The sequence below is a fragment of the Pseudoalteromonas sp. J2K-J031 genome (assembly GCF_058197095.2).
Genome location: NZ_CM200279.1, coordinates 515,814 through 541,090 on the forward strand (window position 1 = coordinate 515,814; position 25,277 = coordinate 541,090).

Genomic DNA, 25,277 nt, shown 5'->3' on the forward strand with positions numbered 1-25,277 from the left:
TTCATTAAGGCTTCAAAGATCTAAACAGACCTTGCCATCCACCAGCTGTTTAACGAATGAGTTTTGATTATGGCCATGGCTAGGGTTTTAGCCCATCGCTCATTCTACTACAACTATATTGAGGAATGTCTTTAAGATTATAAAAATAGGTTGTGATTTTATAGCTGAATCCCTATAGTTTAATATAACAACACCCCTCCCGCGACCCGTAAGCACAGCGCCCTGCGAGGGGGTAATTATTTCTATAGCATGATAAAAGGATTTAGCCTTCATGCAATTCCCTAAATCAGGACACTTTTCTTAAGGAACTTTGCTCATACTCTACTGGCGACAGATCATCGTTAGTCGTATGAAGCCGTTCTAAGTTGTAATAACGCATATACGCTGTCACATCATTTCTCATATGCTCACGAGTTGGCTGTGGTACTTTCAGCAACCAATCATGTTTTAAGCTGCCGAAGAATCGTTCAACAACTGCATTATCCCAACGCGCACCGACATCGCCCATGCTTGCTCTCATGCCATAGTTTGCTAACAGTTTAGATAATGCTTGCTGGTATATTGTGAGCCTCTATCGCTGTGAAATACTAAGCCTTTTGGTGGCTGGCGTAAGTTATAAGCTTTCATCATGGCTCTGTTCACCAAATCAGTCATCCGTTTATCAATATGCCAGCCAACAATACGGCGAGAATATAAATCCATGACAATGGCTAGATACATCCAACCTTCGCCAGTTCTTAAGTATGTCACATCACCAGCCCACACCTGATTTCGCGCAACAGGGTTAAAGTTCTGATTCAACAGATTGTCAGCAACCGCATCACTATGTTTGCGCTTGGTTGTTACCTTGTAAGCCACTCGTTGAGTAACAACTAAACCAAGTGTTGCCATTAATTTCTGAACGCCATAATCACTGACGTTAAAGCCCTCACTGCGTAACTTCTTTCTAAGCTCTCGATAGCCTAAGCTATTTCTGCTTTTCTCGAAGAAATACTTGGCCTTTCGATTTAAATTAAGCTGCTCTACAGTAATGACCTTTGCTGGCCACTTGAGCCAAGCATAATAAGCACTGCGGCTTACTTTCATCACTTTGCAAAGCTTAACCACAGGAAATAGCGAAGATTGTAGCTTAATCGTTTTAAACGTTACTTGGTTTCCTTTAGCAGGAGGGCGCTGGCCTTTTTTAATATCTCTTTTTCCATCCTTAGTTCTTTATTTTCCTTGCGTAGTATTAACAGCTCAGCCCGTTCATCTGCATTTAAACTGGCTCCAGATTGCTCAATTTCAACCTTGGCTTTCCAGTTATAAAGTAATTTATCTGTGATACCTAAAGACGCAGCTGCCTTTGGTACGCTATAACCTTGCTCGGTTACTAATGCCACAGCTTCTTGTTTAAATTCTGCTGTGTAACTTCTGTTTGTTCGTTTTGTCATTTAACACCTCAATATTGGATTATATTCCATTATTAAAGGGCTCTGTTTAATCATTGCAGATCAGTGAAAGGTATGTGCCTTTGCCTAGATGCTTACATCATTTAAAGGTAAAGTTCCGTTCTCAAAATTATTACTTCTGTTATTTGAAAAACAAGTTGATATTTTTATTACTGTAAACATATTATCAACTAATTATTATTAAGTTCATTGGCGAAAAGTATTTATCTGTAAAAACGACTTAACAAAAGTTAAACTTGTGAAACTCAGCCTCAAAACTGCTCAATATTTGGTCATGAATGTATAAAAAATCTGTACTATAGTTCAATTTATAAAGGTGAAGGATGTTTAAATTATTTATAAAGGGTTTAGTCTTTGGATCGGGCTTTATGGTTTCTTTACTAATTTTTGAAAAATTAGTTGCTTTAAATTCAATTGATCATGACGCTATTGAGGATAATTTAAACAAACTTATGCAAACACCTAATATTTATTCCTTTGATAAAGCTGATTTAAATGAAAAAATTACTTTGGCCTCACATGTTTTTGTAACCAAGTATGAGGAATCAGAAAATGGTTTTGGAAACGCTATAATTACTAAGGTTTTAAAAAACTCCGAAACCCACCCTTTGCCTTATTCTGTTGGAGATATCTATCCAAAGGATAGTTACTACCTTAATGATAGTGCACATAAAATGGATGGCTCCGTTGTTTTTTACATTGGTCACGAACATAGAATTAGAAAGAGTTTTTTATATTTCGATGGTCAATTAGATGCTTTGGATTATATGTCTTTAGACGAGTTTATAAGTATTTTTAACGAGTGAAATAAGAATTTAAAGTTCATTGATTCTACACCTCCAACCTTTATCTAGTTAAATGACTCAATGAGTTGTTGCGAATGGAGGTCGTAAACTTGTTTTATGCTCAACTTAATTGGCTGTTTTTTAACCTATTTTATGGCTGGTTATAAATAGCACGATTAACGCCCCCACACAATCATCTGAGATATTTTTTCTAGTAGAGTCATATCTTTTACAATAATTTTTGCTGTTGCAGACAAATTTTCGGTTAGGTTTATATTTGAATCAATCTGTTCTGGATTTATAATGAAATCAAAATAGAATCCTTCGGGGGTTTCCACTTTTGAAATAGCTGTAATTTTAGCTTCGATATACTCGAATTTACTGGCCGGAAAACTAAAAACATCTAACAATATTTTCTGACCTACTTTGAGCTTTCCTGCATTAGTTGCTTTTGCAATGCCGACACCTTCAATTATCTTCTTATTGCTGTATATTGTTAAAAGGTGATTGCCTTTTTTAACTAATTGATTTTCTTTTCTATACTTATTAAATGTTGTGGTTGAATTAGCAGGACACTTTAATAAAGGAATATAATGCCATTATTGAGGTGAATATGACTAAACGAATAAATAAGCAGTATCCAAACGATTTTAAACAAGAAGCAGTGGCTTTGGTGCTTGAGCAAGGTTACACAATAGTTCAAGCAGCCGCTTCTTTAGGTATCACAGATAAAATCCTTTACAGCTGGGTTTCTAAACACAAAAAGCAGGCACAAGGTGATACCTTATCTGTCGATGAACGCACCGAACTTATGCTGTTACGCAAAGAGAATAAACGCTTATTAATGGAGCGTGAAATCCTAAAAAAGGCCAGCGCCTTCTTTGCGAAAGAAATGAAGTAAGGTACTCATTTATCAAGACTCTTGTGTCGAAATATCCTACTTCGATGGCGTGCAAAGTGATGCAGGTCAGTACATCAGCGTATTACGTTTGGCTTAAAAGTCCTGGTGAGCTTATCACTGCCGATACACTCGCATTGTTTCGTCGAGCTAAAGCATTATTCAAGGCCAGTCGGAACAGCCTAGGTAGTCGAGAGTTAGCTAAAGCGCTACGCAAAGAAGGGTTTAGTATCACACGTTATCGCACCATTAAGTTAATGGCGCGACTGAAGCTGCATGTGACGCAACGTCTGGCTTATAAGGTCACCACAAAGCGTAAGCACAGTGAGAGTGTGGCTGACAATTTGCTTAATATGAATTTTAATCCTGTGGGGCCAAACCAAGTTTGGGCAGGTGATGTGAGCTATCTTAAAACAGGCGAAGGTTGGCTGTATCTCGCAGTGGTAATGGATTTGTATTCTCGCAGAATCGTCGGCTGGAACATATCTAAGCGAATGACGCGAAGCTTAGTTGAGAAAGCATTTATAAAGGCTTACAACTTGCGCAAACCACCTAAAGGCTTGGTGTTTCATAGCGATAGAGGTTCGCAATATACCAGTAAAGGTTATCGACGTTTATTAAAACAATTGGGCTGTCGAGCAAGTATGGGTGATGTGGGAGCATGTTGGGACAATGCTGTTGTAGAGCGATTTTTTGGTAGTTTAAAGCATGACTGGTTGTTAAAAGTACCACAGCCAACTCGTCAACATATGCGTGATGATGTGGCGGAATATATGAAATATTACAATGTAGAACGACTGCATTCGGCAAATGCTGATCAGTCACCGATAGATTTTGAAATCTCTTTTAGAAAAGTGTCCGGTTGGAGTTGACCAGAACAATGTTAGCTGTTCTCTCGTAACGGTATAACCAACTGTGCAGCCATATTGTTTACTGAGCTTTTTTTGCTGTTGTTTAATGAATTGGCAAAAGGTTTGATTGTTTGTACTGAATTCATTTGGGTGAAGATCGATTCGTATTACACACACTTTTGAATAGAGTGAGAGCATTGATTCTACTAAATAAAATAATTTGTTTAGCGCTTTAAGATTTTGACCTTTGCTTTTGGGTTTATAAATTTCATAGCTATGGTTTTTATATTTAAAAATTAAAGAGTTATATTTTGTTATTTTAAAAGACATTGTTTAATTTACTGCATGATAACGAATTACATAAACCTTATATTTCTAAATATCCGCTTATTCATAAAGGCATAACTTTTACTTAAAGCTTGTAAAAATAGAGGGTTAGTAATTTTTTTATAAAAGTTCAAAGTGTCTTTTTTTGATCAACTTTGTCTCAATGTGTGTCATTACTAGGCAAAAAAAAGCAGGTAATTAGCCTGCAAGTTGCTTATGTTGTATATCTCGCCACTTTTTATAGTCTTGAAACTCCCACATAGAGCGGCCATTAATAATTTGTTTGGGTGGGGGGAAAATTCCGTCTTTTATCCAGCGACCCAAAGTCGAGCGGCTAATCCCCAGTAACCGCTGTAAATCCGGCTTTTTTAAAATACGTGTATCTTCGATATATTGTTCTAAGTGATTTGAAGGTGTTTTTGTCATTGTGAAACACCTTGATTTAATATTTCACGAGTTCTCACAAACTCTAGTATTTCGCTCAATAGCCAGCATACTCGGTCGCTACTTGGGTGAAGTTTTCGCCTTTTTGGGAAGTAGCCCTGTTTCTCAAGTTTCCATGCCGTGGTTCTTGAAATAGAGGTGATTTTAGCTCGCTCATCTTCACGGATTAAGCGATCAATAAATGGTGCTGGTGGTGTTGTTAATTCTTTCAAGGTGGTTTCCCCTGTTTGTAATTGTCTGATGGGGATAATAATTATGTTTAAATGGGGGAATAAGCCCTGATCATGATCAGGGTTTATTAAATTTATTAACCTTATGATATTACGTTGTTTATTTTATTTGCTTCTTCAATGTATCTTTCATTTATCCAGTGAGTTACTTTTTTAAGAGATGGTACTGAATGTGGTTTGTTGCCCTTTTTAGCGGGCTTACCAAAAGCAATATTGATATATTTTTTTATGGACTTATAAGATGGTTTATTTTTATGTTGGAATAATTCATAAATAGCTTCCGTTATATTTGCTCTGCTTGCTGTCACCATGAGTTCATCTTTTTTGATGTCGCTTACCATCACATTTATTAATTCAATAAACGGTATAAAGTTATTAGGAGGTGTTTTTCCTGCTTTTGAACGGTCGTTAGTGTTTTTCTCTGTTGCTTCTAGTGCGTATTTATGTTCAACAAGATCATTATATGCTTGAACTTTAGTGCCAAGAGTATACATTTTGTGGAGTAACTCAGTAAGCCAATAATTGTAATCAGGATGGGATGTATCGGGGAGAATTCTACTTATTTCCTCGACACTAGTAGCTGTATCTATGATTGTTCGCCTATCTAAAAGAATCAGGTCGAGCCCATACTTAGGTGGTGGTAAATTATTAATAGAATTAATAATAGTCCCAGCTATAAGCAAGCCGTTTTTTTCAAGAGCGTTTATAGTTTCTGCATTTGAGCGAACTTCTTCCATAATCTCCCCGCTTTGTCGGGCTATTTCTAAATCTGGAATGCTTTGTGCTTTTTCTAACTCACGTCTAATGCATTGAGGGAAAATGTCATATTTATCCATAAAATTCTGCCGTGATTTTCTTAATGATGGTTTGTTAAAGGGGTAATAAGTTGTGCTAGTTTTCTTAACGCTTCTCTGCGTTCATCTAAATAATCGTATTGGTTGTAAACCCCCATCACGCCTTTGATTTTATGATTTAAGCATCTTTCAGCTACATCATTAGGCGTGCCTAAATGTGCCAGTAAACTTCGGCATGTTCTTCGTAAGTCATGAATTACAAAATGCTCAATTCCTGCTTGACCAAGTAAATTAGGGTAAGGTTGTTTATTGCTATCGACTTTTTTACCAAATAATTTGGCTAGTGCATGGTTAAGGGTATCGTCAGAGATATAAGCTCTTCGTTGGCTTGTTTTTCTGGCTGGAAATAAATACTCAGACCCGCATGCTCTTACTTTTAATTCTTCAATAAATGGGAGTAAGTCAGCTGAAATAGGAATAGTGATACCTACACCTGTTTTACTGCGCTCTTTTGGCAGGTGCCATAGGTTTTTTATAAAATCAAATTCATGCCACTTTGCAGCGATGAGCTCGCCTTTACGAATGCCTAACGTGAGTAAAAGCACCACAGCGACATAGTTGTCTCGGGTAAAAATATCAGAGCGCTGTTTTAAAACGTTGAATAGAATCTCTATTTCATTAATGCTTAAATGTCGTGTTCGATTTTGTCCTGCACCACCAGCGTCGGAGTCATTAAATGCAAACGCAGGGTTAGAGTTTGTAATATCTAACTTACAGGCGTGATTAAATAGCTGTTTACATTGCAATAGCGTTTTATTGGCTATAGAAGGGCGGCCTGAGGCAACCACCTTTTGAACTATCGAGCGAATATCACGAGCATTTACATCCTCAATTCTTAGTTGGCCAATTTGAGGTTTAATTTCTTTATTGTAATAACGCGCTTGAATGTGTGGGTGTTTTAGTTTTTTTGTTACACCTTCAAACCAGTCATTAAACAAATCATCAACAGTAATAATGGTCTCTTCATTCTTGCGAGCTCTCTCTGCAAGTGGATCGATACCATTTTTGACTTGCTGTGTAATTTTGGCAGCTTGAAATTTTGCATCAGCTAATGTCATTTCAGGAAAGTTACTGCCTTCTAAGGTCATAAATCGGCGTTTACCATTAATGCTATATCGTGTTTCCCAAGCGCCGCCATCTTTCTTTGTATTTGGTTTTATATACAAACCATCACCGACACTAAACCTAAGTGTATTGCAGCTCTTAATTTTTGATTTTATCTCTTTATTGTTCATTTACTCACAGCCAAAGTGGTTACCAAAAATTGCATCAAGTGGTTACCAAGCGTTTTGGTAACCACTTTGGTAACCACTTGAACGCAAACAATAGGTAACTATTATGAACGGTGTAAAACAAAAAACCTAGCAAAAGCTAGGTTAATTAATCGGTTATGAACGGCAAGCCCTGTCAGGAAACGCTATTCTATGTTTTGGATCTGCTCGCGCATTTGCTCAATGAGTACTTTGAGTTCGACGGCAGCATTGGTGATGTCGCTGTTGATTGATTTAGAAGCTAAAGTATTAGCTTCGCGATTGAATTCTTGCATCATGAAATCTAAACGACGGCCACATGCTCCGCCTTTTTTAAGCATTTTACGAGTTTCTTTGACGTGTGATTTTAAGCGATCGAGTTCTTCGGCTACATCTTGTTTTTGTGCTAAATAAATGAGTTCTTGCTCTAGGCGGCTTTCGTCAATGTCAGTTTTGAGTTCTTCGAGTTTTTGGCTTAAACGTTCGCGCTGCCAAATTTTTACTTGTGGCATGTGCTGCTCAACAATATCAACTTGCTCTGTGATTGCGTTTAGGCGGCTTTCGATCATTTCTTGTAGGTTTGCGCCTTCTGCTGCGCGAGCTTCTAAAAAGTCGATAATTGTTCTATCAAGTGCAGCAAGTAATTCGGCTTGCACTGAATCCATATCAATTTCTTGCGCTTCCATGACTCCTGGCCAGCGGAGTATGTCTACAGGGTTGATTTCACCCTGACTTAAATTTTGTACCCATTTTGCACTGTTTACTAATTGGTTTGCAAGGGATTCGTTAATGGTTATTTCGCCAACATGCGCTGGGTTGGCTGTAAATTTTAGGAAAACTTCGACTTTGCCGCGTTGAAGGTTATTGCGCAAACGATCGCGAATGACAGGTTCCATGCCACGAAATTGCTCAGGGGCGCGAATAAAGGTTTCTAAATAGCGTTGGTTTACAGAGCGAATTTCCCAAGTGCCTGTACCCCAATCACCTTTTTGTTCCTGGCGAGCGTATGCTGTCATGCTGTGGATCATGAAATGATTCCCTTTTAATTGCAGGTTGTTGCTTAAATTTAAGTTCTATCCATTATAACGAAAGATATTATGAGCTCTAGTACTAATTTTGTTTGCTGGGCGGGGGTCTATAAAGTTTTTAAATTGGTAATGGCGTGTTGGCGGTCAAACATTCTATAATGTGGCAAATTTATCGATTAGAGAAAAGACGATGCGTCCAAGTGAAAGAACACTAAACCAGATTCGACCTGTTACCTTTACTAGAAATTATACTCTTCATGCAGAAGGGTCTGTTTTAGTTGAATTTGGCAATACCAAAGTTTTATGTACCGCAACTGTTGAAGCTGGTGTGCCTCGTTTTATGAAAGGTCAAGGCAAAGGTTGGATTACTGCTGAATATGGTATGTTACCTCGTTCGACGCATACTCGTTGTGATCGTGAAGCGGCCCGTGGCAAACAAAGTGGTCGCACTATGGAAATCCAGCGTTTAATCGCTCGTTCTTTGCGTGCAGCGGTTGATTTAAAAGCGTTAGGTGAAAACACAATTACTATTGATTGTGATGTTATTCAGGCTGACGGTGGTACTCGTACTGCTTCTATTAGCGGTGCTTGTGTAGCATTAGTTGATGCGCTGACTCATATGCGTGCTAAAGGTATGATCAATACTAATCCATTAAAATATATGATTGCCGCAATTTCAGTGGGGATCTATAAAGGTGAGCCAATCACAGATTTAGAATATATTGAAGATTCAGCCGCTGAAACAGATATGAATGTGATCATGACTGAAACGGGCAAACTTATTGAAGTGCAAGGTACAGCAGAAGCTGAGCCATTCTCGTTTGAAGAGTTAGATCAATTACTTACTTTAGCTAAGCATTCGATCCGTGAAATTATTGATATCCAAAAGCAAACATTAGCGTAATTAAAAGGTTTAAAATGAAAGATTATCAAATCGAGTTTATTGAATTTGCCCTTGAAAAGCAGGTTTTAAAGTTTGGTGAGTTCACTTTAAAATCAGGCAGAACAAGCCCGTATTTTTTTAATGCTGGTTTATTTAATACTGGCCGTGATCTTGCTCGCTTAGGTCGCTTTTATGCAGCTGCATTAGAAGACGCGGGTATTGATTATGATGTGTTGTTTGGCCCTGCTTATAAAGGTATCCCAATTGCGACCACTACGGCTGTTGCATTAGCTGATCATCATAATAAAGATGTGCCTTATTGTTTTAATCGTAAAGAAGCTAAAACACATGGTGAAGGTGGTTCGTTAGTTGGCTCTGCGTTGGTTGGTAAAATCATGCTCGTTGATGATGTGATAACCGCAGGTACTGCTATTCGTGAATCAATGGAAATCATTCAAGCAAGCGGAGCTGAGTTATCGGGTGTATTAATAGCACTTGATCGCCAAGAAAAGGGTAAAGCTGAACTTTCAGCAATCCAAGAAGTCGAACGAGACTTCGGAACTCAGGTTATTTCGATTGTGAAATTAGCAGACCTAATTTTATACCTAGAGCAACAAGGCACAATGGATAACCATTTAGCTGCGGTAAAAGCCTATCGAGAGCAATACGGCGTAGCATAATAATGAACCCTGCAGCTGCAGGGTTTTTAATTTCGAGTGAGAGTATTTAAATGAGTGAAGTTAATAAACCAAATGGCGGAGGTTTACAGCGTGTTTTTAAAGCGACCTATTGCTCGTATTTAGGTTTTAAAGCTGCAATAAAAGAGGAGGCCGCATTTCGTCAAGAATTAGGTTTGGCACTTGTTATGTTTCCTGCATCATTTTGGTTAGCGCAAAATCTACTCCATTGGGCTGGATTGGTAAGCGTGCTTATTTTAGTGCTTCTTGTTGAAATGCTAAATTCAGCGATTGAAGCATTAACCGATCGCGTAGGAACAGAGCGTCATGTTTTATCTGGGCGAGCAAAAGATATGGGCTCGGCAGCGGTCACGTTATCTTTATTAGTTGTCTTAGTTGTTTGGGGTGCGAGTTTGTATCTAAAACTTGTATAAAAGCACTGCTTTTATACAAGTCCTTCTTTATATAACTTCAATAAATAATGCCATCTGTTCAAAGCACCCAAATACTTCTATTTATTGTTGTGGCTATCCTTTTAAAGCAAGGATTGTGTTTCTCAAAATCCAGATAATTAAAGCTCAGAGCTAATCGGTGTATCTAGATATATAACTTATCCACAGCTTTTTGTGAGTAAGTTGAGGGTAAGGTGGTGTTAAGTCTGTATGGCTAACTAAGTGAAATAAATCGTAAATTTATGCAAAAAAACGCTTGCCAAAAAAGTTCGCCGCCCTATAATGCGACCCCACTGAGACGGCAGACAGCAACGCTTAGCGAGGCAAGAGTCGACTCACAGAGTTACATAAAACTTAGTTTGGTTTTGAAAGAAATTTCAAATTAAGTGTTGACTTGAAAAGTGAAACGTTTATTATAGCGCTCCACTTCGCAGCAAGCTCCTAGAGTTGACGCTGCAACGTTCTTTAACAATTTAAGCAATCATCTGTGTGGGCACTCGTACAGGTTGAGTTCTAACAGCTTAGTTACTTCGGTAGCGAAGCAAAAAATTTAGAGTCTCAATAATGAATGAGTGGCTATACAGTCAATTTGATTTCACTTTTTTAAAGTGGAAACGAAAATCAGAATTCATTGAGCTGAACCGCAAGGTTCAAAAAAACTTTTAATTGAAGAGTTTGATCATGGCTCAGATTGAACGCTGGCGGCAGGCCTAACACATGCAAGTCGAGCGGCAGCACAAGGGAGTTTACTCCTGAGGTGGCGAGCGGCGGACGGGTGAGTAATGCTTGGGAACATGCCTTTAGGTGGGGGACAACAGTTGGAAACGACTGCTAATACCGCATGATGTCTACGGACCAAAGTGGGGGACCTTCGGGCCTCACGCCTAAAGATTGGCCCAAGTGGGATTAGCTAGTTGGTGAGGTAATGGCTCACCAAGGCGACGATCCCTAGCTGGTTTGAGAGGATGATCAGCCACACTGGAACTGAGACACGGTCCAGACTCCTACGGGAGGCAGCAGTGGGGAATATTGCACAATGGGCGAAAGCCTGATGCAGCCATGCCGCGTGTGTGAAGAAGGCCTTCGGGTTGTAAAGCACTTTCAGTCAGGAGGAAAGGGTGTGTTTTAATAGAGCATATCTGTGACGTTACTGACAGAAGAAGCACCGGCTAACTCCGTGCCAGCAGCCGCGGTAATACGGAGGGTGCGAGCGTTAATCGGAATTACTGGGCGTAAAGCGTACGCAGGCGGTTGATTAAGCGAGATGTGAAAGCCCCGGGCTCAACCTGGGAACTGCATTTCGAACTGGTCAACTAGAGTGTGATAGAGGGTGGTAGAATTTCAGGTGTAGCGGTGAAATGCGTAGAGATCTGAAGGAATACCGATGGCGAAGGCAGCCACCTGGGTCAACACTGACGCTCATGTACGAAAGCGTGGGGAGCAAACAGGATTAGATACCCTGGTAGTCCACGCCGTAAACGATGTCTACTAGAAGCTGGGGTCCTCGGACAACTTTTTCAAAGCTAACGCATTAAGTAGACCGCCTGGGGAGTACGGCCGCAAGGTTAAAACTCAAATGAATTGACGGGGGCCCGCACAAGCGGTGGAGCATGTGGTTTAATTCGATGCAACGCGAAGAACCTTACCTACACTTGACATCCAGAGAAATCGCTAGAGATAGCTTTGTGCCTTCGGGAACTCTGAGACAGGTGCTGCATGGCTGTCGTCAGCTCGTGTTGTGAGATGTTGGGTTAAGTCCCGCAACGAGCGCAACCCCTATCCTTAGTTGCCAGCGAGTAATGTCGGGAACTCTAAGGAGACTGCCGGTGATAAACCGGAGGAAGGTGGGGACGACGTCAAGTCATCATGGCCCTTACGTGTAGGGCTACACACGTGCTACAATGGCGAGTACAGAGGGCAGCAAGCTGGCGACAGTGAGCGAATCCCTTAAAGCTCGTCGTAGTCCGGATTGGAGTCTGCAACTCGACTCCATGAAGTCGGAATCGCTAGTAATCGCAAATCAGAATGTTGCGGTGAATACGTTCCCGGGCCTTGTACACACCGCCCGTCACACCATGGGAGTGGGTTGCACCAGAAGTAGCTAGCTTAACCTTCGGGAGGGCGGTTACCACGGTGTGATTCATGACTGGGGTGAAGTCGTAACAAGGTAGCCCTAGGGGAACCTGGGGCTGGATCACCTCCTTATCACGATTTAGAACTGATTTGTTCGTAGTGTCCACACAGATGATTGTTAGTTAAATGGCTTAGGCTGTTTAATTAATATTGCTCTTTAAAAATTTGGAAAGCTGATAGAAAAAATTCTTTGAATCGAAAGATTTGAAAGAGTTTTCAAAAGTAAAATTATGCCATTTGCATCGAAAGATGTGATTGGTGTCTACTTTAGTATTCAATATTTAACTTCTGGCGAAGTTTAAATCAGTCCTTTATGTATAACTCAAACTATTTTGGGTTGTATGGTTAAGTGACTAAGCGTACACGGTGGATGCCTTGGCAGTTGGAGGCGATGAAGGACGTATTAACTTGCGATAAGCCTAGTCAAGCTAGTAAAAAGCGCTTGAGACTAGGATTTCCGAATGGGGAAACCCACCTATTTATAGGTATCATATGGTGAATACATAGCCATATGAGGCGAACGCGGAGAACTGAAACATCTAAGTACCCGTAGGAAAAGAAATCAACCGAGATTCCGGAAGTAGCGGCGAGCGAAACCGGAGCAGCCCTTAAGTTTATTTGTGATTAGTGGAATGTTCTGGAAAGGACAGCGGCACAGGGTGATAGCCCCGTACATGAAAATCTATAGTAAATGAAATCGAGTAGGTCGGGACACGTGTTATCTTGACTGAATATGGGGGGACCATCCTCCAAGGCTAAATACTCCCAACTGACCGATAGTGAACCAGTACCGTGAGGGAAAGGCGAAAAGAACCCCTGTGAGGGGAGTGAAATAGAACCTGAAACCGTGTACGTACAAGCAGTAGGAGCACCTTCGTGGTGTGACTGCGTACCTTTTGTATAATGGGTCAGCGACTTATATTTTGTAGCGAGGTTAACCAATTAGGGGAGCCGTAGGGAAACCGAGTCTTAACTGGGCGTATAGTTGCAAGGTATAGACCCGAAACCCGGTGATCTAGCCATGGGCAGGTTGAAGGTTGAGTAACATCAACTGGAGGACCGAACCCACTAACGTTGAAAAGTTAGGGGATGACTTGTGGCTAGGAGTGAAAGGCTAATCAAACCGGGAGATAGCTGGTTCTCCCCGAAATCTATTTAGGTAGAGCCTCGGACGAATACTTACGGGGGTAGAGCACTGTTAAGGCTAGGGGGTCATCCCGACTTACCAACCCTTTGCAAACTCCGAATACCGTAAAGTACTATCCGGGAGACACACGGCGGGTGCTAACGTCCGTCGTGAAGAGGGAAACAACCCAGAGCGCCATCTAAGGTCCCAAAGTGTATGTTAAGTGGGAAACGATGTGGAAAGGCCCAGACAGCCAGGAGGTTGGCTTAGAAGCAGCCATCCTTTAAAGAAAGCGTAATAGCTCACTGGTCGAGTCGGTCTGCGCGGAAGATGTAACGGGGCTAAACATACCACCGAAGATGCGCCTGCGTACTTTGTATGCGGGGTAGGGGAGCGTTCTGTAAGCCGTTGAAGGTGATTCGAGAGGGTTGCTGGAGGTATCAGAAGTGCGAATGCTGACATAAGTAACGATAATGGGAGTGAAAAACTCCCACGCCGGAAGACCAAGGGTTCCTATCCCATGTTAATCAGGGTAGGGTGAGTCGACCCCTAAGGCGAGGCGGAAACGCGTAGTCGATGGGAAACGGGTTAATATTCCCGTACTCGACATGAATGCGATGGGGAGACGGAGCAGGCTAGGCAGGCATGGCGTTGGTTGTCCATGTGAAAGTAAGTAGGTTGGAGACTTAGGTAAATCCGGGTTTCCTTAAGACTGAGATACGAGACGAGCTACTACGGTAGTGAAGTTGTTGATGCCATACTTCCAGGAAAATCCTCTAAGCTTCAGTTCATGTGGAATCGTACCCCAAACCGACACAGGTGGTCAGGTAGAGAATACTAAGGCGCTTGAGAGAACTCGGGTGAAGGAACTAGGCAAAATAGTACCGTAACTTCGGGAGAAGGTACGCTGCTGACGGTGAAGGGACTTGCTCCCGGAGCTGTTGGCAGTCACAGTAACCAGGTGGCTGGAACTGTTTATTAAAAACACAGCACTGTGCAAAATCGCAAGATGACGTATACGGTGTGACGCCTGCCCGGTGCCGGAAGGTTAATTGATGGGGTTAGCGGCAACGCGAAGCTCTTGATCGAAGCCCCGGTAAACGGCGGCCGTAACTATAACGGTCCTAAGGTAGCGAAATTCCTTGTCGGGTAAGTTCCGACCTGCACGAATGGCGTAATCATGGCCACGCTGTCTCCACCCGAGACTCAGTGAAATTGAATTTGCGGTGAAGATGCCGTATACCCGCGGCTAGACGGAAAGACCCCGTGAACCTTTACTATAGCTTGGCACTGAACATTGAACCTACATGTGTAGGATAGGTGGGAGACTTAGAAGCAGGAACGCTAGTTCTTGTGGAGTCGTCCTTGAAATACCACCCTTGTAGTTTTGATGTTCTAACGTAGGTCCCTAATCGGGATTGCGGACAGTGCCTGGTGGGTAGTTTGACTGGGGCGGTCTCCTCCTAAAGAGTAACGGAGGAGCACGAAGGTTTGCTAAGTACGGTCGGACATCGTACGGTTAGTGTAATGGTAGAAGCAAGCTTAACTGCGAGACGGACAAGTCGAGCAGGTACGAAAGTAGGTCATAGTGATCCGGTGGTTCTGAATGGAAGGGCCATCGCTCAACGGATAAAAGGTACTCCGGGGATAACAGGCTGATACCGCCCAAGAGTTCATATCGACGGCGGTGTTTGGCACCTCGATGTCGGCTCATCACATCCTGGGGCTGAAGTCGGTCCCAAGGGTATGGCTGTTCGCCATTTAAAGTGGTACGCGAGCTGGGTTTAGAACGTCGTGAGACAGTTCGGTCCCTATCTGCCGTGGGCGTTTGAGAATTGAGAGGGGTTGCTCCTAGTACGAGAGGACCGGAGTGAACGAACCGCTGGTGTTCGGGTTGTCATGCCAATGGCACTGCCCGGTAGCTACGTTCGGAATCGATAAGCGCTGAAAGCATCTAAGCGCGAAGCGAGCCTCGAGATGAGTTCTCACTAGAGCTATAAGCTCTCTGAAGGGCCGTTGGAGACTACAACGTTGATAGGTTGGGTGTGGAAGCGCTGTGAGGCGTTAAGCTAACCAATACTAATTACCCGTGAGGCTTAACCATACAACGCCAAAGTGGTTTGTATGAAGCACTGATGAATAGCAAGAAGTTAGATAGCACTGAAGTAGACGAATTGAATATCAGCCTTCCGAATTTTAGTTAATTGCGAGCGTGATTAACGAACCAAATTTTGCTTGGTGACAATAGCGTTTTGGACCCACCTGATCCCATTCCGAACTCAGTAGTGAAACGAAACAGCGCCGATGGTAGTGTGGGGTTACCCATGTGAGAGTAGGACATCGCCAGGCTCCTAATAAGAGAAACCCGTTGCAGCAATGCAGCGGGTTTTTTGCTATGTGCGTTTTAAATTATCAGAGTTAAGTTACATTTTTAAATTACATTGTATGTTTTTATTTAAAAAAGCAGATGAAACATTGTTATTAGGTGGGCGATAAACATATAAAAAGAAAGCCACCGATAAATCAGAGGCTTTTTGTATTTGGTGATTTAATTAAACAGGTACAGATAAAAATCTTGAATCTCGTCAGGGGTTTTATCTTAATGATCCCAGTATGCTTGCTGAAGACTATCTTCGCGTTCTGGTAAACCTTTGGTTAGGCGTGGGGAGTGCTGAACTAGCACCTCATAACTGACCCGATTTGCATATTTACTTATCTGTGAAAGCGATGAGTAAGTGAGTGCATTGAGTTTATGTTTGCTTGAGTTTGGTACATGAATATGATGATACACATTCGCGCTCAAATCATGTAAAACAGCTGCAAGAGCAGCATCACCAGCACCATTTGTGTTTTTAATACTGTCAGGTCCACCCATATAAGGAGCTGTATGTGAATAGATTTTTACCGGCTTTTCACAGTCTTGAAAGCGCATACCGCGAGAATATTCATAACGATTAAAATCTGGAATTGCACCTGGCATTAACATGTGTGTAGTCGCACGTTTCCATTTTTCATCGATATAGCCGCCTAAAAACATGCCTTTTTCACCAGCAGTGCAAATGACTAAGTCAACCCAATCAAGCGCTTTTTCAGTGGCGAGAAGCGGATCTTCAAATCCGGTTATCGCTAGACCTTCTTCTTCATTCATGGCAAGAATATCAACATGGTTCTTAACAAATTCTTGCCACCAAGTTGGATCTTGTTCGATTAAAAATTTAGTACCAAGTGTTAGCACGACAGGAACATTTGCTGCATTGGCGTACTCAACTGCTTTGAGTGCTGCTTGAGTCATTGTATCGCAGGCTTCTGTACGCATTAAGTACGCACTGATCACTAAGGCTGAAGATTCTGTAATTAATTGCTCTGAAATTGATTCAGGACGTAATCTGTTCATCAGCCCAGGACTAATCGCAAAGGTGCGTTCGCCTGACTCATCAATAAGTGTAAAGCAACGGCCAATAGGGCCATCAACGGGTTGTAAGTATTCCAAATCAACACGGCTTGAGGTATTGCTTAAAAAGCGATAGGCATAACTACCAATTTTAATGTTCTCACTCATTACACCCAGTAAAACTGAACGATCATCTGCTAAAACAGAATAATTGTGCATGGTATTACCAATTGTGCCGCCTGCAAACTCATAATCAACCATTTTGTTGTTTTTGAGATGTTCGTACAGCGCGTGAGTTGTTTCATCGTCAATAACTTGAGACATCCCGCGTTTGAGGCCAAATTGCGTTAAAAAGTTATTATCAACTTTTGCTTCTATATCAACGACGATTTGGTCTATTCCGACGATATAGTTATTTTGCAGCTTAGTATGTTGCTGAAATTGATTACTGAGAGGATCTTTCGCCTCAACAGGAAAATAATGTTTGTGCCTACGGCGTCCTGGAAATTTCATGATTTATCTACATTGATTAGCTAAAACAAAAAGCGCCGAATTATAGCGTAAAGGGGGGCTTAAGTGCTATTACTTGGCACTATTTCACTCAATAATGCTCTATTGTTTGTAATACTAGATTATTTTTTACCTTCGAGAGAGGGTATAATCCGATAGTTTTGAATATAAATGCACTTAACAACGAATGAAGACAGATGAATATTGGATGCAACAAGCGTTGTTGCGCGCAGATAAAGCAGAAGCTGAGGGAGAAATTCCCGTTGGTGCTATTGTGGTTTATCAAGATGAGATTATCGCTGAAGGTTGGAATCGCTCGATTATTAGTCATGACCCTTCAGCTCATGCAGAAATGTTGGCGATTAGAAATGCAGGGGTCGCATTACAAAATTATCGCATGATTGACTGTACGCTTTATGTCACGCTTGAGCCCTGTGCTATGTGTGCAGGTGCTTTGGTACATAGCCGAATGAAGCGAGTGGTATATGGGGCAGATGATTTAAAGACTGGCGCGGTGAAATCGGTGATGAACATTGTTCAACACCCTCAGTTTAATCATCAACTTGAAGTAACTGAGGGGGTGTTAGCACAAGAATGTGGCCAGCGTTTATCTGCTTTTTTTAAGCGTAGGCGATCTGAGATCAAAGCATTAAAACAAGCAAATAAACGAAAAGAGCAGGGTGCGCTTGAGGATTAAACGACAGGCTCGGCGACTACGATAGGGGTATCATTATCTACGAGCATTTCAAAGATTCTTCGGCGCATTGCAATTTTACGACGTAGTGCTTTGATTAAAATACGTCTTCTTGGATTACTTTTGTTTAATGTGCGTTTCTTGATTCTTAAGTTTCTTCTTTTCAAAATTTTTCTCCAAAAGTGTGAGAGCGGAGAAACAATTCACAACTAATTAAAATGTTTATGGTAACAATTGAATTAAGATTGTTATGTTTATCAGTTTATAGTGCTTGGTTCATTGCTGGGATTATCAGAAAACTCAGTTACTTCATCTTTGTTTTCATCTAACCAAACCAGAGTATCATAATAGCGGCGAATGTTGTCAACATAGGTCACTGCCACGTCACCTCTAGCATAGCCATAGCGTGTTTGCCGATAGTATCGTTTTTTGATTAAAAGCGGTAATCGTTTTTTTACTTCAGCCCATTTATCCGGATCCGCCCCTTCTTGTTCTGTAATAATTCTTGCGTCATTCACATGACCCCAACCAACATTATAAGCGGCTAATGCAAGCCAAAGCCTGTCAGGTGAGCTAACCCTTTGCGGAATTCGGTTTAGTAAACGCGATAAATACAGTGCCCCACCTTTTATATTTTGCTCTGGTTCTAGCCTGTTGGTTACACCAACTTGTTTGGCAGTTGGTAAAGTTAGCATCATGATCCCTCTGACACCTGTAGGAGATTTCGCTTTGGGATCCCACATTGACTCTTGATAACTCAAAGCGGCCAACAAGCGCCAATCTAACTCATTAGCATACTCCATAAACCAATCTTGGTATTTTGGTAGAGTTGTTTTTACCGCATTAATAAATGAAAGCGTATTGATGTAGTTAAATTGACGGACATGGCCGAAATATTTCTCTTCAAGCTCATGCAGTAAGCCAGATTGTTTTGTTAAACCAAAAAACTCAATCATCAAGGCATAAAGCGAATCATCATTTGAGTCACCTAACATCCAAGCAACGGGCTCTTCTCTTGTTACTGAAAAGCCAATACTTAATTCGGGATGATAGCGACGAAATAAAGCTAAATTGTTTGAATCAGCGATTGTGTAATCTAGTGTGCCATCCAAAATCATTTGTAATAGCTCGGCTTCATCCATGTCATCGGTTTCTTGCCATGATAATTCTTCAAAGCGCAGCTTTGCTTGTTTTAAACTTTCAGCGTGGCTGCTTTGAGATAGCACAGTTAAAGAGCCTTTAAGCTGAGAGAAGTTTCGAGGGCGCTCGTTTCCTTGTTTAAAAACAAGTTTTTGGCTAATCGTGCGATACTGCGGACCAAAACGATACTGTTTAATTCGTTCTTTATTGAGGGAGAGTCCTGAAGCTATGATGTCGATATTGCCATTTTTTAAACGAGGAAATATATCAGCTCGACTAAAAAAAGGTACAACTTCGAGTTTTACCCCTAAAAAGTCAGCAAAAGCAGAAGCTAGCTCGAATTCAAATCCAGCTTCACCATCATTATCTAAATAATAGGTACTTTGCCCAACAAGAATTCCTACGCGTAGCTTTTCTTGTTGTACGATTTTTTGTAGTTGTGTGGCATTTTCTTGCTCAGTACAGGCAAGCAAAAAATAGCAACTTATTAACAAGAAAATAATTCGCATAGTGAGCTTAAAATAAAGGTATCTGTTTATTTTATAACAGATGTTCAGGTTAGGGTCACGCGACAATATAAAACGTTTAGTTCTGTAAAGCAGTCTAGAAATCTAAACGTAACATTGCTTTTGGCTTTTAATTTGGCGAATTTTTGATTTTAGAGTTAAAACCAAGTTTTATTTCCACTATAATACCGCCTTTATTGATATATCGTTCACTCCTAACCCCGGATGAAAATACCTATGTTGATCCTACGTGGTGCTCCAGCACTCTCTGATTTTAGAATTCAAAAGATCTTAAAAAGCTGTGCTGATGCAAATTTAGCTGTCACAAATGTTTATGCCGAGTTTATGCATTTTGCTGATCTTACTGCTGATTTAAAAGCGGCAGAACTTGATAAACTGAAAAAACTATTAACTTATGGGCCAACTGCGGTTGAGCACACGCCTGCAGGAACGTTAATTTTAGTTACACCACGTCCAGGTACTATTTCTCCTTGGGCTTCAAAAGCAACGGATATCGCAAAAAATTGTGGTTTAAGCCAAGTTCATCGTGTTGAACGTGGCGTAGCCTACTACGTTGAAGGTTCTTTAACGGCAGAACAATTAGCTGAAGTAGCTAAATTAGTGCATGACCGCATGACTGAAGCAACTCACAGCTCGCTTGAAGCGGCTGCTGCGCTTTTTAAAGTTGAAGAGCCTCGCCCAATGTCATCAGTGGACATTTTAGGTGGTGGTCGTGATGCGTTAGTACAAGCTAACATTGAGCAAGGTTTTGCTTTAGCTGAAGATGAAATTGATTATTTAGTTGAAAACTTCCAAAAGTTAGGTCGTAACCCGAACGACATCGAATTATTTATGTTTGCTCAAGCGAACTCTGAGCATTGTCGTCATAAAATCTTTAATTCTGATTGGACAATTGACGGTGTTAAACAGCCGAAATCATTGTTCAAAATGATTAAAAATACCTATGAAGTAAACACCACCAACGTATTGTCAGCGTATAAAGACAATGCTGCAGTAATGAAAGGCTCGTTTGCGGGTCGTTTCTTCCCAAATGCGGTCGGTGAATATTCTTATCATCAAGAAAATATTGAAATTTTGATGAAAGTTGAAACGCATAACCATCCAACAGCAATTGCACCGTTTTCAGGTGCTTCAACCGGTTCTGGTGGTGAAATTCGTGATGAAGGTGCTACGGGTCGTGGTTCAAAACCAAAAGCAGGCTTAGTAGGCTTTACCGTTTCTAACTTACGTATTCCAGGGTTTGAACAACCATGGGAAAGCAATTTTGGTAAACCAGCGCGTATTGTTAACGCCTTAGACATTATGATTGATGGCCCATTAGGTGGTGCTGCATTTAACAATGAGTTTGGTCGTCCAAATTTATTAGGTTATTTCCGTACTTACGAAGAGCAAGTAAACAGTCATAACGGTATTGAAGTTCGTGGTTACCACAAGCCAATTATGCTTGCCGGTGGTTTAGGGAATATTCGTACCGATCATGTACAAAAAGGTGAAATTCCAGTCGGCGCTAAGTTAATTGTATTAGGCGGCCCGGCAATGAACATCGGTTTAGGCGGTGGTGCTGCGTCTAGTATGGCTTCAGGTCAATCAAATGAAGACCTTGATTTTGCCTCTGTACAACGTGAAAACCCAGAAATGGAACGTCGTTGCCAAGAAGTGATCGATAAATGTTGGCAGTTAGGTGATGCAAATCCAATTGCGTTTATTCATGATGTGGGTGCTGGCGGTATTTCAAATGCATTCCCTGAATTAGTGAATGATGGTGGCCGTGGTGGTAAATTCGAATTACGCAATGTGCCAAACGATGAGCCAGGCATGGCACCACACGAAATTTGGTGTAATGAATCACAAGAGCGTTACGTATTAGCGGTTGCAGCTGAAGATTTCGCTCGTTTTGAAGCGATTTGTAAGCGTGAACGCGCGCAATATGCTGTGATTGGTGAGGCGACTGAAGAGCGCCATTTAACGGTTTCTGATAGCCATTTTGATAACAATCCGGTTGATTTACCACTAGAAGTTTTATTAGGTAAAGCACCTAAAATGCATCGTGATGTGGTGACTCAAAAAGCGCAAGGTCAAGCACTTAATTTTGATGGCATTACATTAGATGATGCTGCTAAACGTTTATTACGTTTACCGACGATTGCTGAAAAAACCTTCTTAATCACCATTGGTGACCGTAGTGTTACGGGTTTAGTATCGCGCGACCAAATGGTTGGCCCTTGGCAAGTGCCTGTTGCCGATTGTGCGGTGACAGCTGCTGCATTTGATACTTATCATGGCGAAGCAATGTCGCTAGGTGAGCGTACACCTGCGGCATTATTAAACTTTGGTGCATCAGCCAGATTGGCAGTCGCTGAGTCATTAACAAACATTGCGGGTGCTGATATTGGTTGTTTAAACAACATTAAATTATCGGCTAACTGGATGTCTGCTGCAGGCCATCCAGGTGAAGATGCAGGTTTATATGAAGCGGTAAAAGCCATTGGTGAAGAGTTATGTCCTGCATTAGGCTTAACAATCCCTGTGGGTAAAGATTCAATGTCGATGAAGACGCAATGGGAAGAAAACGGCGAGAAAAAAGCGGTTACTGCCCCATTATCATTGATCATTACTGCCTTTGGCCGTGTTGAAGATATTCGTAAAACAGTGACACCACAACTTCGCACCGATAAAGGTGATTCAAGCCTAATTTTACTTGATTTAGGTGCGGGTCAAAACCGTTTAGGTGCATCAAGCCTTGCGCAAGTTTATAAGCAATTAGGTGATGTAACCCCTGATGTTGATAGCCCTGAGTTACTAAAAGGCTTCTTTAATGCCATGCAAACCTTGGTTGCAGAGCAAAAGTTATTAGCTTATCACGATAAGTCAGACGGTGGTTTATTCACTACTGTTGCTGAAATGGCATTTGCTGGACGTGTAGGTGTAACGGTTGCGATTGATGCATTAGGTCAATCTGATATTGCAGCATTATTTAACGAAGAGTTAGGTGGTGTAATCCAAGTACGCAATAGCGATAAAGAGGCTGTGTTTGCCGTATTAGCACAACATGGATTAACTGCGGTAAGTCATGACATTGGGTCGTTAAATGATACTGATTCTGTGGTCTTTACTCGTGGTGGTCAACCGGTGCTTGAGCATAGCCGTGTTGAATTACGTACTATTTGGGCTGAAACAACGTTCCAAATGCAAACATTACGTGATAATCCAGCGGGTGCAAAACAAGAGCATGAAGCTAAATTTGATGTTAAAGATCCCGGCTTAAATGTGAAATTAACGTTTGATATCAATGAAGATATCGCAGCGCCTTATATCCTCAAAGGTGCAGCGCCTCGTATGGCTATTTTACGTGAGCAAGGTGTTAACTCGCAGGTTGAAATGGCTGCTGCCTTTAACCGTGCTGGATTTAGCGCAATTGACGTACACATGAGCGATATTCTTGAAGGTCGTATTTCATTAGATGAGTTTAAAGGCTTAGTGGCGTGTGGTGGATTCTCTTACGGTGACGTACTGGGTGCGGGCGAAGGTTGGGCGAAATCAATTCTCTTTAATGAGCAAGCGCGCGAGCAATTTGTTTCGTTCTTTAACCGTACCGACACCTTTAGTTTAGGTGTATGTAATGGTTGTCAGATGTTGTCATCAATGCGTGAGTTAATTCCTGGCACCGAGCATTGGCCGCGTTTTGTTACCAATAAGTCAGAGCGTTTTGAAGCACGTTTTAGCTTAGTTGAAGTGCAAGAAAGCCCGTCAGTTTTCTTTAGTGGTATGGCTGGCTCGCGTATGCCGATTGCGGTTTCTCATGGTGAAGGTCATGCCGAATTTAAAAACGCAGTGGCATTACAAACAGCTATGGCATCAGGCACTGTTGCACTTAAGTTTGTGGATAATTATGGTAACCCAACCATGCAATATCCAAACAATCCGAACGGCTCACCTGAAGGTATTACGGCGATTACAAGCTTAGATGGTCGTGCAACAGTAATGATGCCACACCCTGAGCGTGTTTTCAGAACCGTTGCAAATTCTTGGCATCCAGATGAGTGGTTAGAAGATAGCCCGTGGATGCGCATGTTCCGCAACGCTCGTAAAAATATTGGTTAATTAAGCCATCAATAAAAAGCCGCTTCAAAAAGCGGCTTTTTTGTCGATTAAATTTGTGAGAGATTGCCTTATTTCAGTGGTGTAATAAGAGGTAATTGCAATTCGAGCAATAGAGTATCTATTCTGTTGTCTTTTTATGTAGTTGTTTTTAAATGGTATTTAATGGGGCTGTCGATATCGTTCATTTTATTGTCATAAAAAGTTCAATAAGCTCACCTAGGTAGAGTATTCACTTTAGAACTATAATTTCGCCAAGCAATTAGCTCATTAGGCAATAAGATGGAACTTACTAAAGCAAATATTCACCCAGCTCAAAAAGAAACCGCAGAAGACGTGATTGGACGCTATCAAGCGTGTATTAACGAGTTTGAAAAACTTGGCTATGACGACCCGTATTTACAGGAAATAAAAGCAGAAATGTTAAAGTTGAAAACGAGCCTTAGCACTGATTAATCAGCTTTTGGTTGGATCTGCAGCGCAAGATTTTCTACGGTGTAATTTTTAGTTGAATGATGCGCTAAGCTAAATGCTGAAAAATCGATTCGACCTATTTCGTTGTTGTTTATTAGGTTGATAATATCCTTACTGCATTGTTTTGTTTCATCAGTAAAAATATCAAGTAATTGTTTATTTTGATGGCTTTGAATTAATCTTTTTGATAAGTCGTTAAGGTAAACAATCGCATAACCGCCTAGCGTGACATGCCCCCCAAGTGAACGTACCTTTTCACCATAAACAGGTTTTTCGTCCCAATTAATCCCACCGACAACAATTTGATGTGTTTTTGAGAGGTTTTTTTCAACCGCCAACGACGCGCCAAATGCCATTGGATCATTTGCAGCCCAAATGAGTTGAATATCAGGTACTCGTTTGAGCCAAGCTGCGGTGATACGTTCACTTTTTTGCGCTGACCAGTTAGCTGTTTCGCTTGCTAATAAATCCACTTTAGATTCAAACGCTGCTTGCATTCCTTTGGTGCGGGCAAGGCTTGCTGGAGTAATATAATCGCCTAATAATGCAAGCGCTTTTATAGAACCATTGGTCGTGGATATCTGCTCAAGCATTGCTTGTGCCAGCTTAAACCCTGCTTGATAGTTGTCGGGTTCAATTGAGCCTAAAAAGTAATCTGTACTCGATGTGTTTTTTTTGTGTTTATACCATTGTTCGTCATCAATTCCGTTAAGCAAAAATAAGCTAGGGATTTTTGCTTGTTCAGCCATTTTTAGCATGCTGAGACCGACATTTTTTTCGTTCACTAGAATTAAATAATCAGGCTTAAGTTGAATAGCTTTTTGCAGCAGTGTTTTCATATAAATGTGATCTCGATTGGCATAAAACGTGGTTAGCTCAACGTTGAGATCATCGGCAGCAGCTTGCATAAAGCGCGTAGTATTTAGCCAGAAATCGCCAGTTGGATTGGGGTGAGCAAAACCTGGGTTTATAAACACGACAGATAAAGCATGTGATGGATTGCAAAAGAAAAGGGCCGTAAAAAAGAATACATGTAATAACGGGGCTTTCATCG

At 41.3% G+C, this 25,277-nt stretch carries 18 protein-coding genes, 3 rRNA genes and 1 pseudogene; 11 read left to right on the forward strand and 11 right to left on the reverse strand.

The genetic code is table 11. The annotated features are described in order from the left end of the window. Window positions 1-286 precede the first annotated feature (286 nt). Window positions 287-1,433: pseudogene (locus AC3KZC_RS02395) on the reverse strand (IS3 family transposase). Between the two features lie 341 nt (window positions 1,434-1,774). On the opposite strand from AC3KZC_RS02395, the gene AC3KZC_RS02400 reads away from it, so the two are divergent. Next, entirely contained in the window at window positions 1,775-2,257 is a 483-nt protein-coding gene (locus AC3KZC_RS02400) for a hypothetical protein (RefSeq protein ID WP_490580029.1), read from the forward strand. A 155-nt stretch (window positions 2,258-2,412) separates the two neighbouring features. Here AC3KZC_RS02400 and AC3KZC_RS02405 read toward each other — a convergent pair whose 3' ends face one another. Then, window positions 2,413-2,646, reverse strand: coding sequence for a hypothetical protein (locus tag AC3KZC_RS02405; RefSeq protein WP_490580030.1), 234 nt, complete (start codon window positions 2,644-2,646; stop codon window positions 2,413-2,415). Between the two features lie 203 nt (window positions 2,647-2,849). Between AC3KZC_RS02405 and AC3KZC_RS02410 the strand changes: the two genes are divergently transcribed. Beyond that, window positions 2,850-4,006 (forward strand): IS3 family transposase gene (locus AC3KZC_RS02410; protein ID WP_518525900.1). Its coding sequence is split into 2 segments (ribosomal slippage): window positions 2,850-3,096 and window positions 3,096-4,006, totalling 1,158 coding nucleotides; the frame shifts between segments, so codons are not numbered across the junction. A 504-nt stretch (window positions 4,007-4,510) separates the two neighbouring features. Here the strand turns inward: AC3KZC_RS02410 and AC3KZC_RS02415 are convergent. The 5 genes from AC3KZC_RS02415 to AC3KZC_RS02435 form a co-directional block, all read right to left on the reverse strand. Continuing rightward, entirely contained in the window at window positions 4,511-4,738 is a 228-nt protein-coding gene (locus AC3KZC_RS02415) for a helix-turn-helix transcriptional regulator (protein WP_490580451.1), read from the reverse strand. Beyond that, complete coding sequence (locus AC3KZC_RS02420) at window positions 4,735-4,968, reverse strand: helix-turn-helix transcriptional regulator (RefSeq protein ID WP_490580452.1); 234 nt, start codon at window positions 4,966-4,968, stop codon at window positions 4,735-4,737. The genes AC3KZC_RS02415 and AC3KZC_RS02420 overlap by 4 nt, the downstream gene beginning before the upstream one ends. Window positions 4,969-5,069: 101 nt before the next feature. Further along, window positions 5,070-5,822: a hypothetical protein gene (locus AC3KZC_RS02425; RefSeq protein ID WP_490580453.1), complete on the reverse strand. Its 753-nt coding sequence runs from the start codon at window positions 5,820-5,822 to the stop codon at window positions 5,070-5,072. Window positions 5,823-5,842: 20 nt separating this feature from the next. Continuing rightward, on the reverse strand, window positions 5,843-7,075 hold the full coding sequence (locus AC3KZC_RS02430; RefSeq protein WP_490580454.1) for a tyrosine-type recombinase/integrase: 1,233 nt from the start codon (window positions 7,073-7,075) through the stop codon (window positions 5,843-5,845). Between the two features lie 182 nt (window positions 7,076-7,257). Beyond that, window positions 7,258-8,118, reverse strand: coding sequence for a YicC/YloC family endoribonuclease (locus AC3KZC_RS02435; RefSeq protein WP_490580455.1), 861 nt, complete (start codon window positions 8,116-8,118; stop codon window positions 7,258-7,260). Window positions 8,119-8,308: 190 nt separating this feature from the next. On the opposite strand from AC3KZC_RS02435, the gene rph reads away from it, so the two are divergent. The 6 genes from rph (at window position 8,309) to rrf (ending at window position 15,738) form a co-directional block, all read left to right on the forward strand. Continuing rightward, window positions 8,309-9,022: a ribonuclease PH gene (gene rph / locus AC3KZC_RS02440; protein WP_490580456.1), complete on the forward strand. Its 714-nt coding sequence runs from the start codon at window positions 8,309-8,311 to the stop codon at window positions 9,020-9,022. Between the two features lie 14 nt (window positions 9,023-9,036). Next, the gene (gene pyrE, locus AC3KZC_RS02445; RefSeq protein WP_490580457.1) at window positions 9,037-9,681 is read left to right on the forward strand and encodes an orotate phosphoribosyltransferase; all 645 of its coding nucleotides are present in this window, start codon (window positions 9,037-9,039) and stop codon (window positions 9,679-9,681) included. Window positions 9,682-9,731: 50 nt separating this feature from the next. Then, window positions 9,732-10,112 (forward strand): diacylglycerol kinase, encoded by a 381-nt coding sequence (locus AC3KZC_RS02450; RefSeq protein WP_490580458.1) that lies wholly within the window; start codon window positions 9,732-9,734, stop codon window positions 10,110-10,112. Between the two features lie 681 nt (window positions 10,113-10,793). After that, window positions 10,794-12,335 (forward strand): 16S ribosomal RNA (locus AC3KZC_RS02455). A 271-nt stretch (window positions 12,336-12,606) separates the two neighbouring features. After that, window positions 12,607-15,493: ribosomal RNA gene (locus tag AC3KZC_RS02460) — 23S ribosomal RNA — on the forward strand. Window positions 15,494-15,623: 130 nt separating this feature from the next. After that, window positions 15,624-15,738 (forward strand): 5S ribosomal RNA (gene rrf, locus AC3KZC_RS02465). Together the 16S, 23S and 5S rRNA genes form the textbook arrangement of a ribosomal RNA operon. A 250-nt stretch (window positions 15,739-15,988) precedes the next feature. Here rrf and AC3KZC_RS02470 read toward each other — a convergent pair. Then, window positions 15,989-17,293 (reverse strand): inosine/guanosine kinase, encoded by a 1,305-nt coding sequence (locus AC3KZC_RS02470; RefSeq protein WP_490578198.1) that lies wholly within the window; start codon window positions 17,291-17,293, stop codon window positions 15,989-15,991. Window positions 17,294-17,477: 184 nt separating this feature from the next. Here AC3KZC_RS02470 and tadA point away from each other — a divergent pair, with 184 nt between their 5' ends. Further along, entirely contained in the window at window positions 17,478-17,987 is a 510-nt protein-coding gene (gene tadA, locus AC3KZC_RS02475) for a tRNA adenosine(34) deaminase TadA (RefSeq protein ID WP_490578197.1), read from the forward strand. Here tadA and AC3KZC_RS02480 read toward each other — a convergent pair. Then, window positions 17,984-18,151, reverse strand: a complete 168-nt coding sequence (locus AC3KZC_RS02480) for a hypothetical protein (protein ID WP_490578196.1) — start codon at window positions 18,149-18,151, stop codon at window positions 17,984-17,986. The genes tadA and AC3KZC_RS02480 overlap by 4 nt on opposite strands. 90 nt (window positions 18,152-18,241) lie before the next feature. Then, on the reverse strand, window positions 18,242-19,633 hold the full coding sequence (gene mltF / locus AC3KZC_RS02485) for a membrane-bound lytic murein transglycosylase MltF (RefSeq protein ID WP_490578195.1): 1,392 nt from the start codon (window positions 19,631-19,633) through the stop codon (window positions 18,242-18,244). Between the two features lie 234 nt (window positions 19,634-19,867). Between mltF and purL the strand changes: the two genes are divergently transcribed. Both purL and AC3KZC_RS02495 read left to right on the forward strand, forming a co-directional pair. Further along, the gene (gene purL, locus AC3KZC_RS02490) at window positions 19,868-23,752 is read left to right on the forward strand and encodes a phosphoribosylformylglycinamidine synthase (RefSeq protein ID WP_490578194.1); all 3,885 of its coding nucleotides are present in this window, start codon (window positions 19,868-19,870) and stop codon (window positions 23,750-23,752) included. 279 nt (window positions 23,753-24,031) lie between these two features. Beyond that, the gene (locus tag AC3KZC_RS02495) at window positions 24,032-24,205 is read left to right on the forward strand and encodes a hypothetical protein (protein ID WP_490578193.1); all 174 of its coding nucleotides are present in this window, start codon (window positions 24,032-24,034) and stop codon (window positions 24,203-24,205) included. Here AC3KZC_RS02495 and AC3KZC_RS02500 read toward each other — a convergent pair. Continuing rightward, entirely contained in the window at window positions 24,202-25,275 is a 1,074-nt protein-coding gene (locus AC3KZC_RS02500) for an ABC transporter substrate-binding protein (protein WP_490578192.1), read from the reverse strand. The two genes, AC3KZC_RS02495 and AC3KZC_RS02500, sit on opposite strands and share 4 nt — an antisense overlap. Window positions 25,276-25,277: the final 2 nt, after the last annotated feature.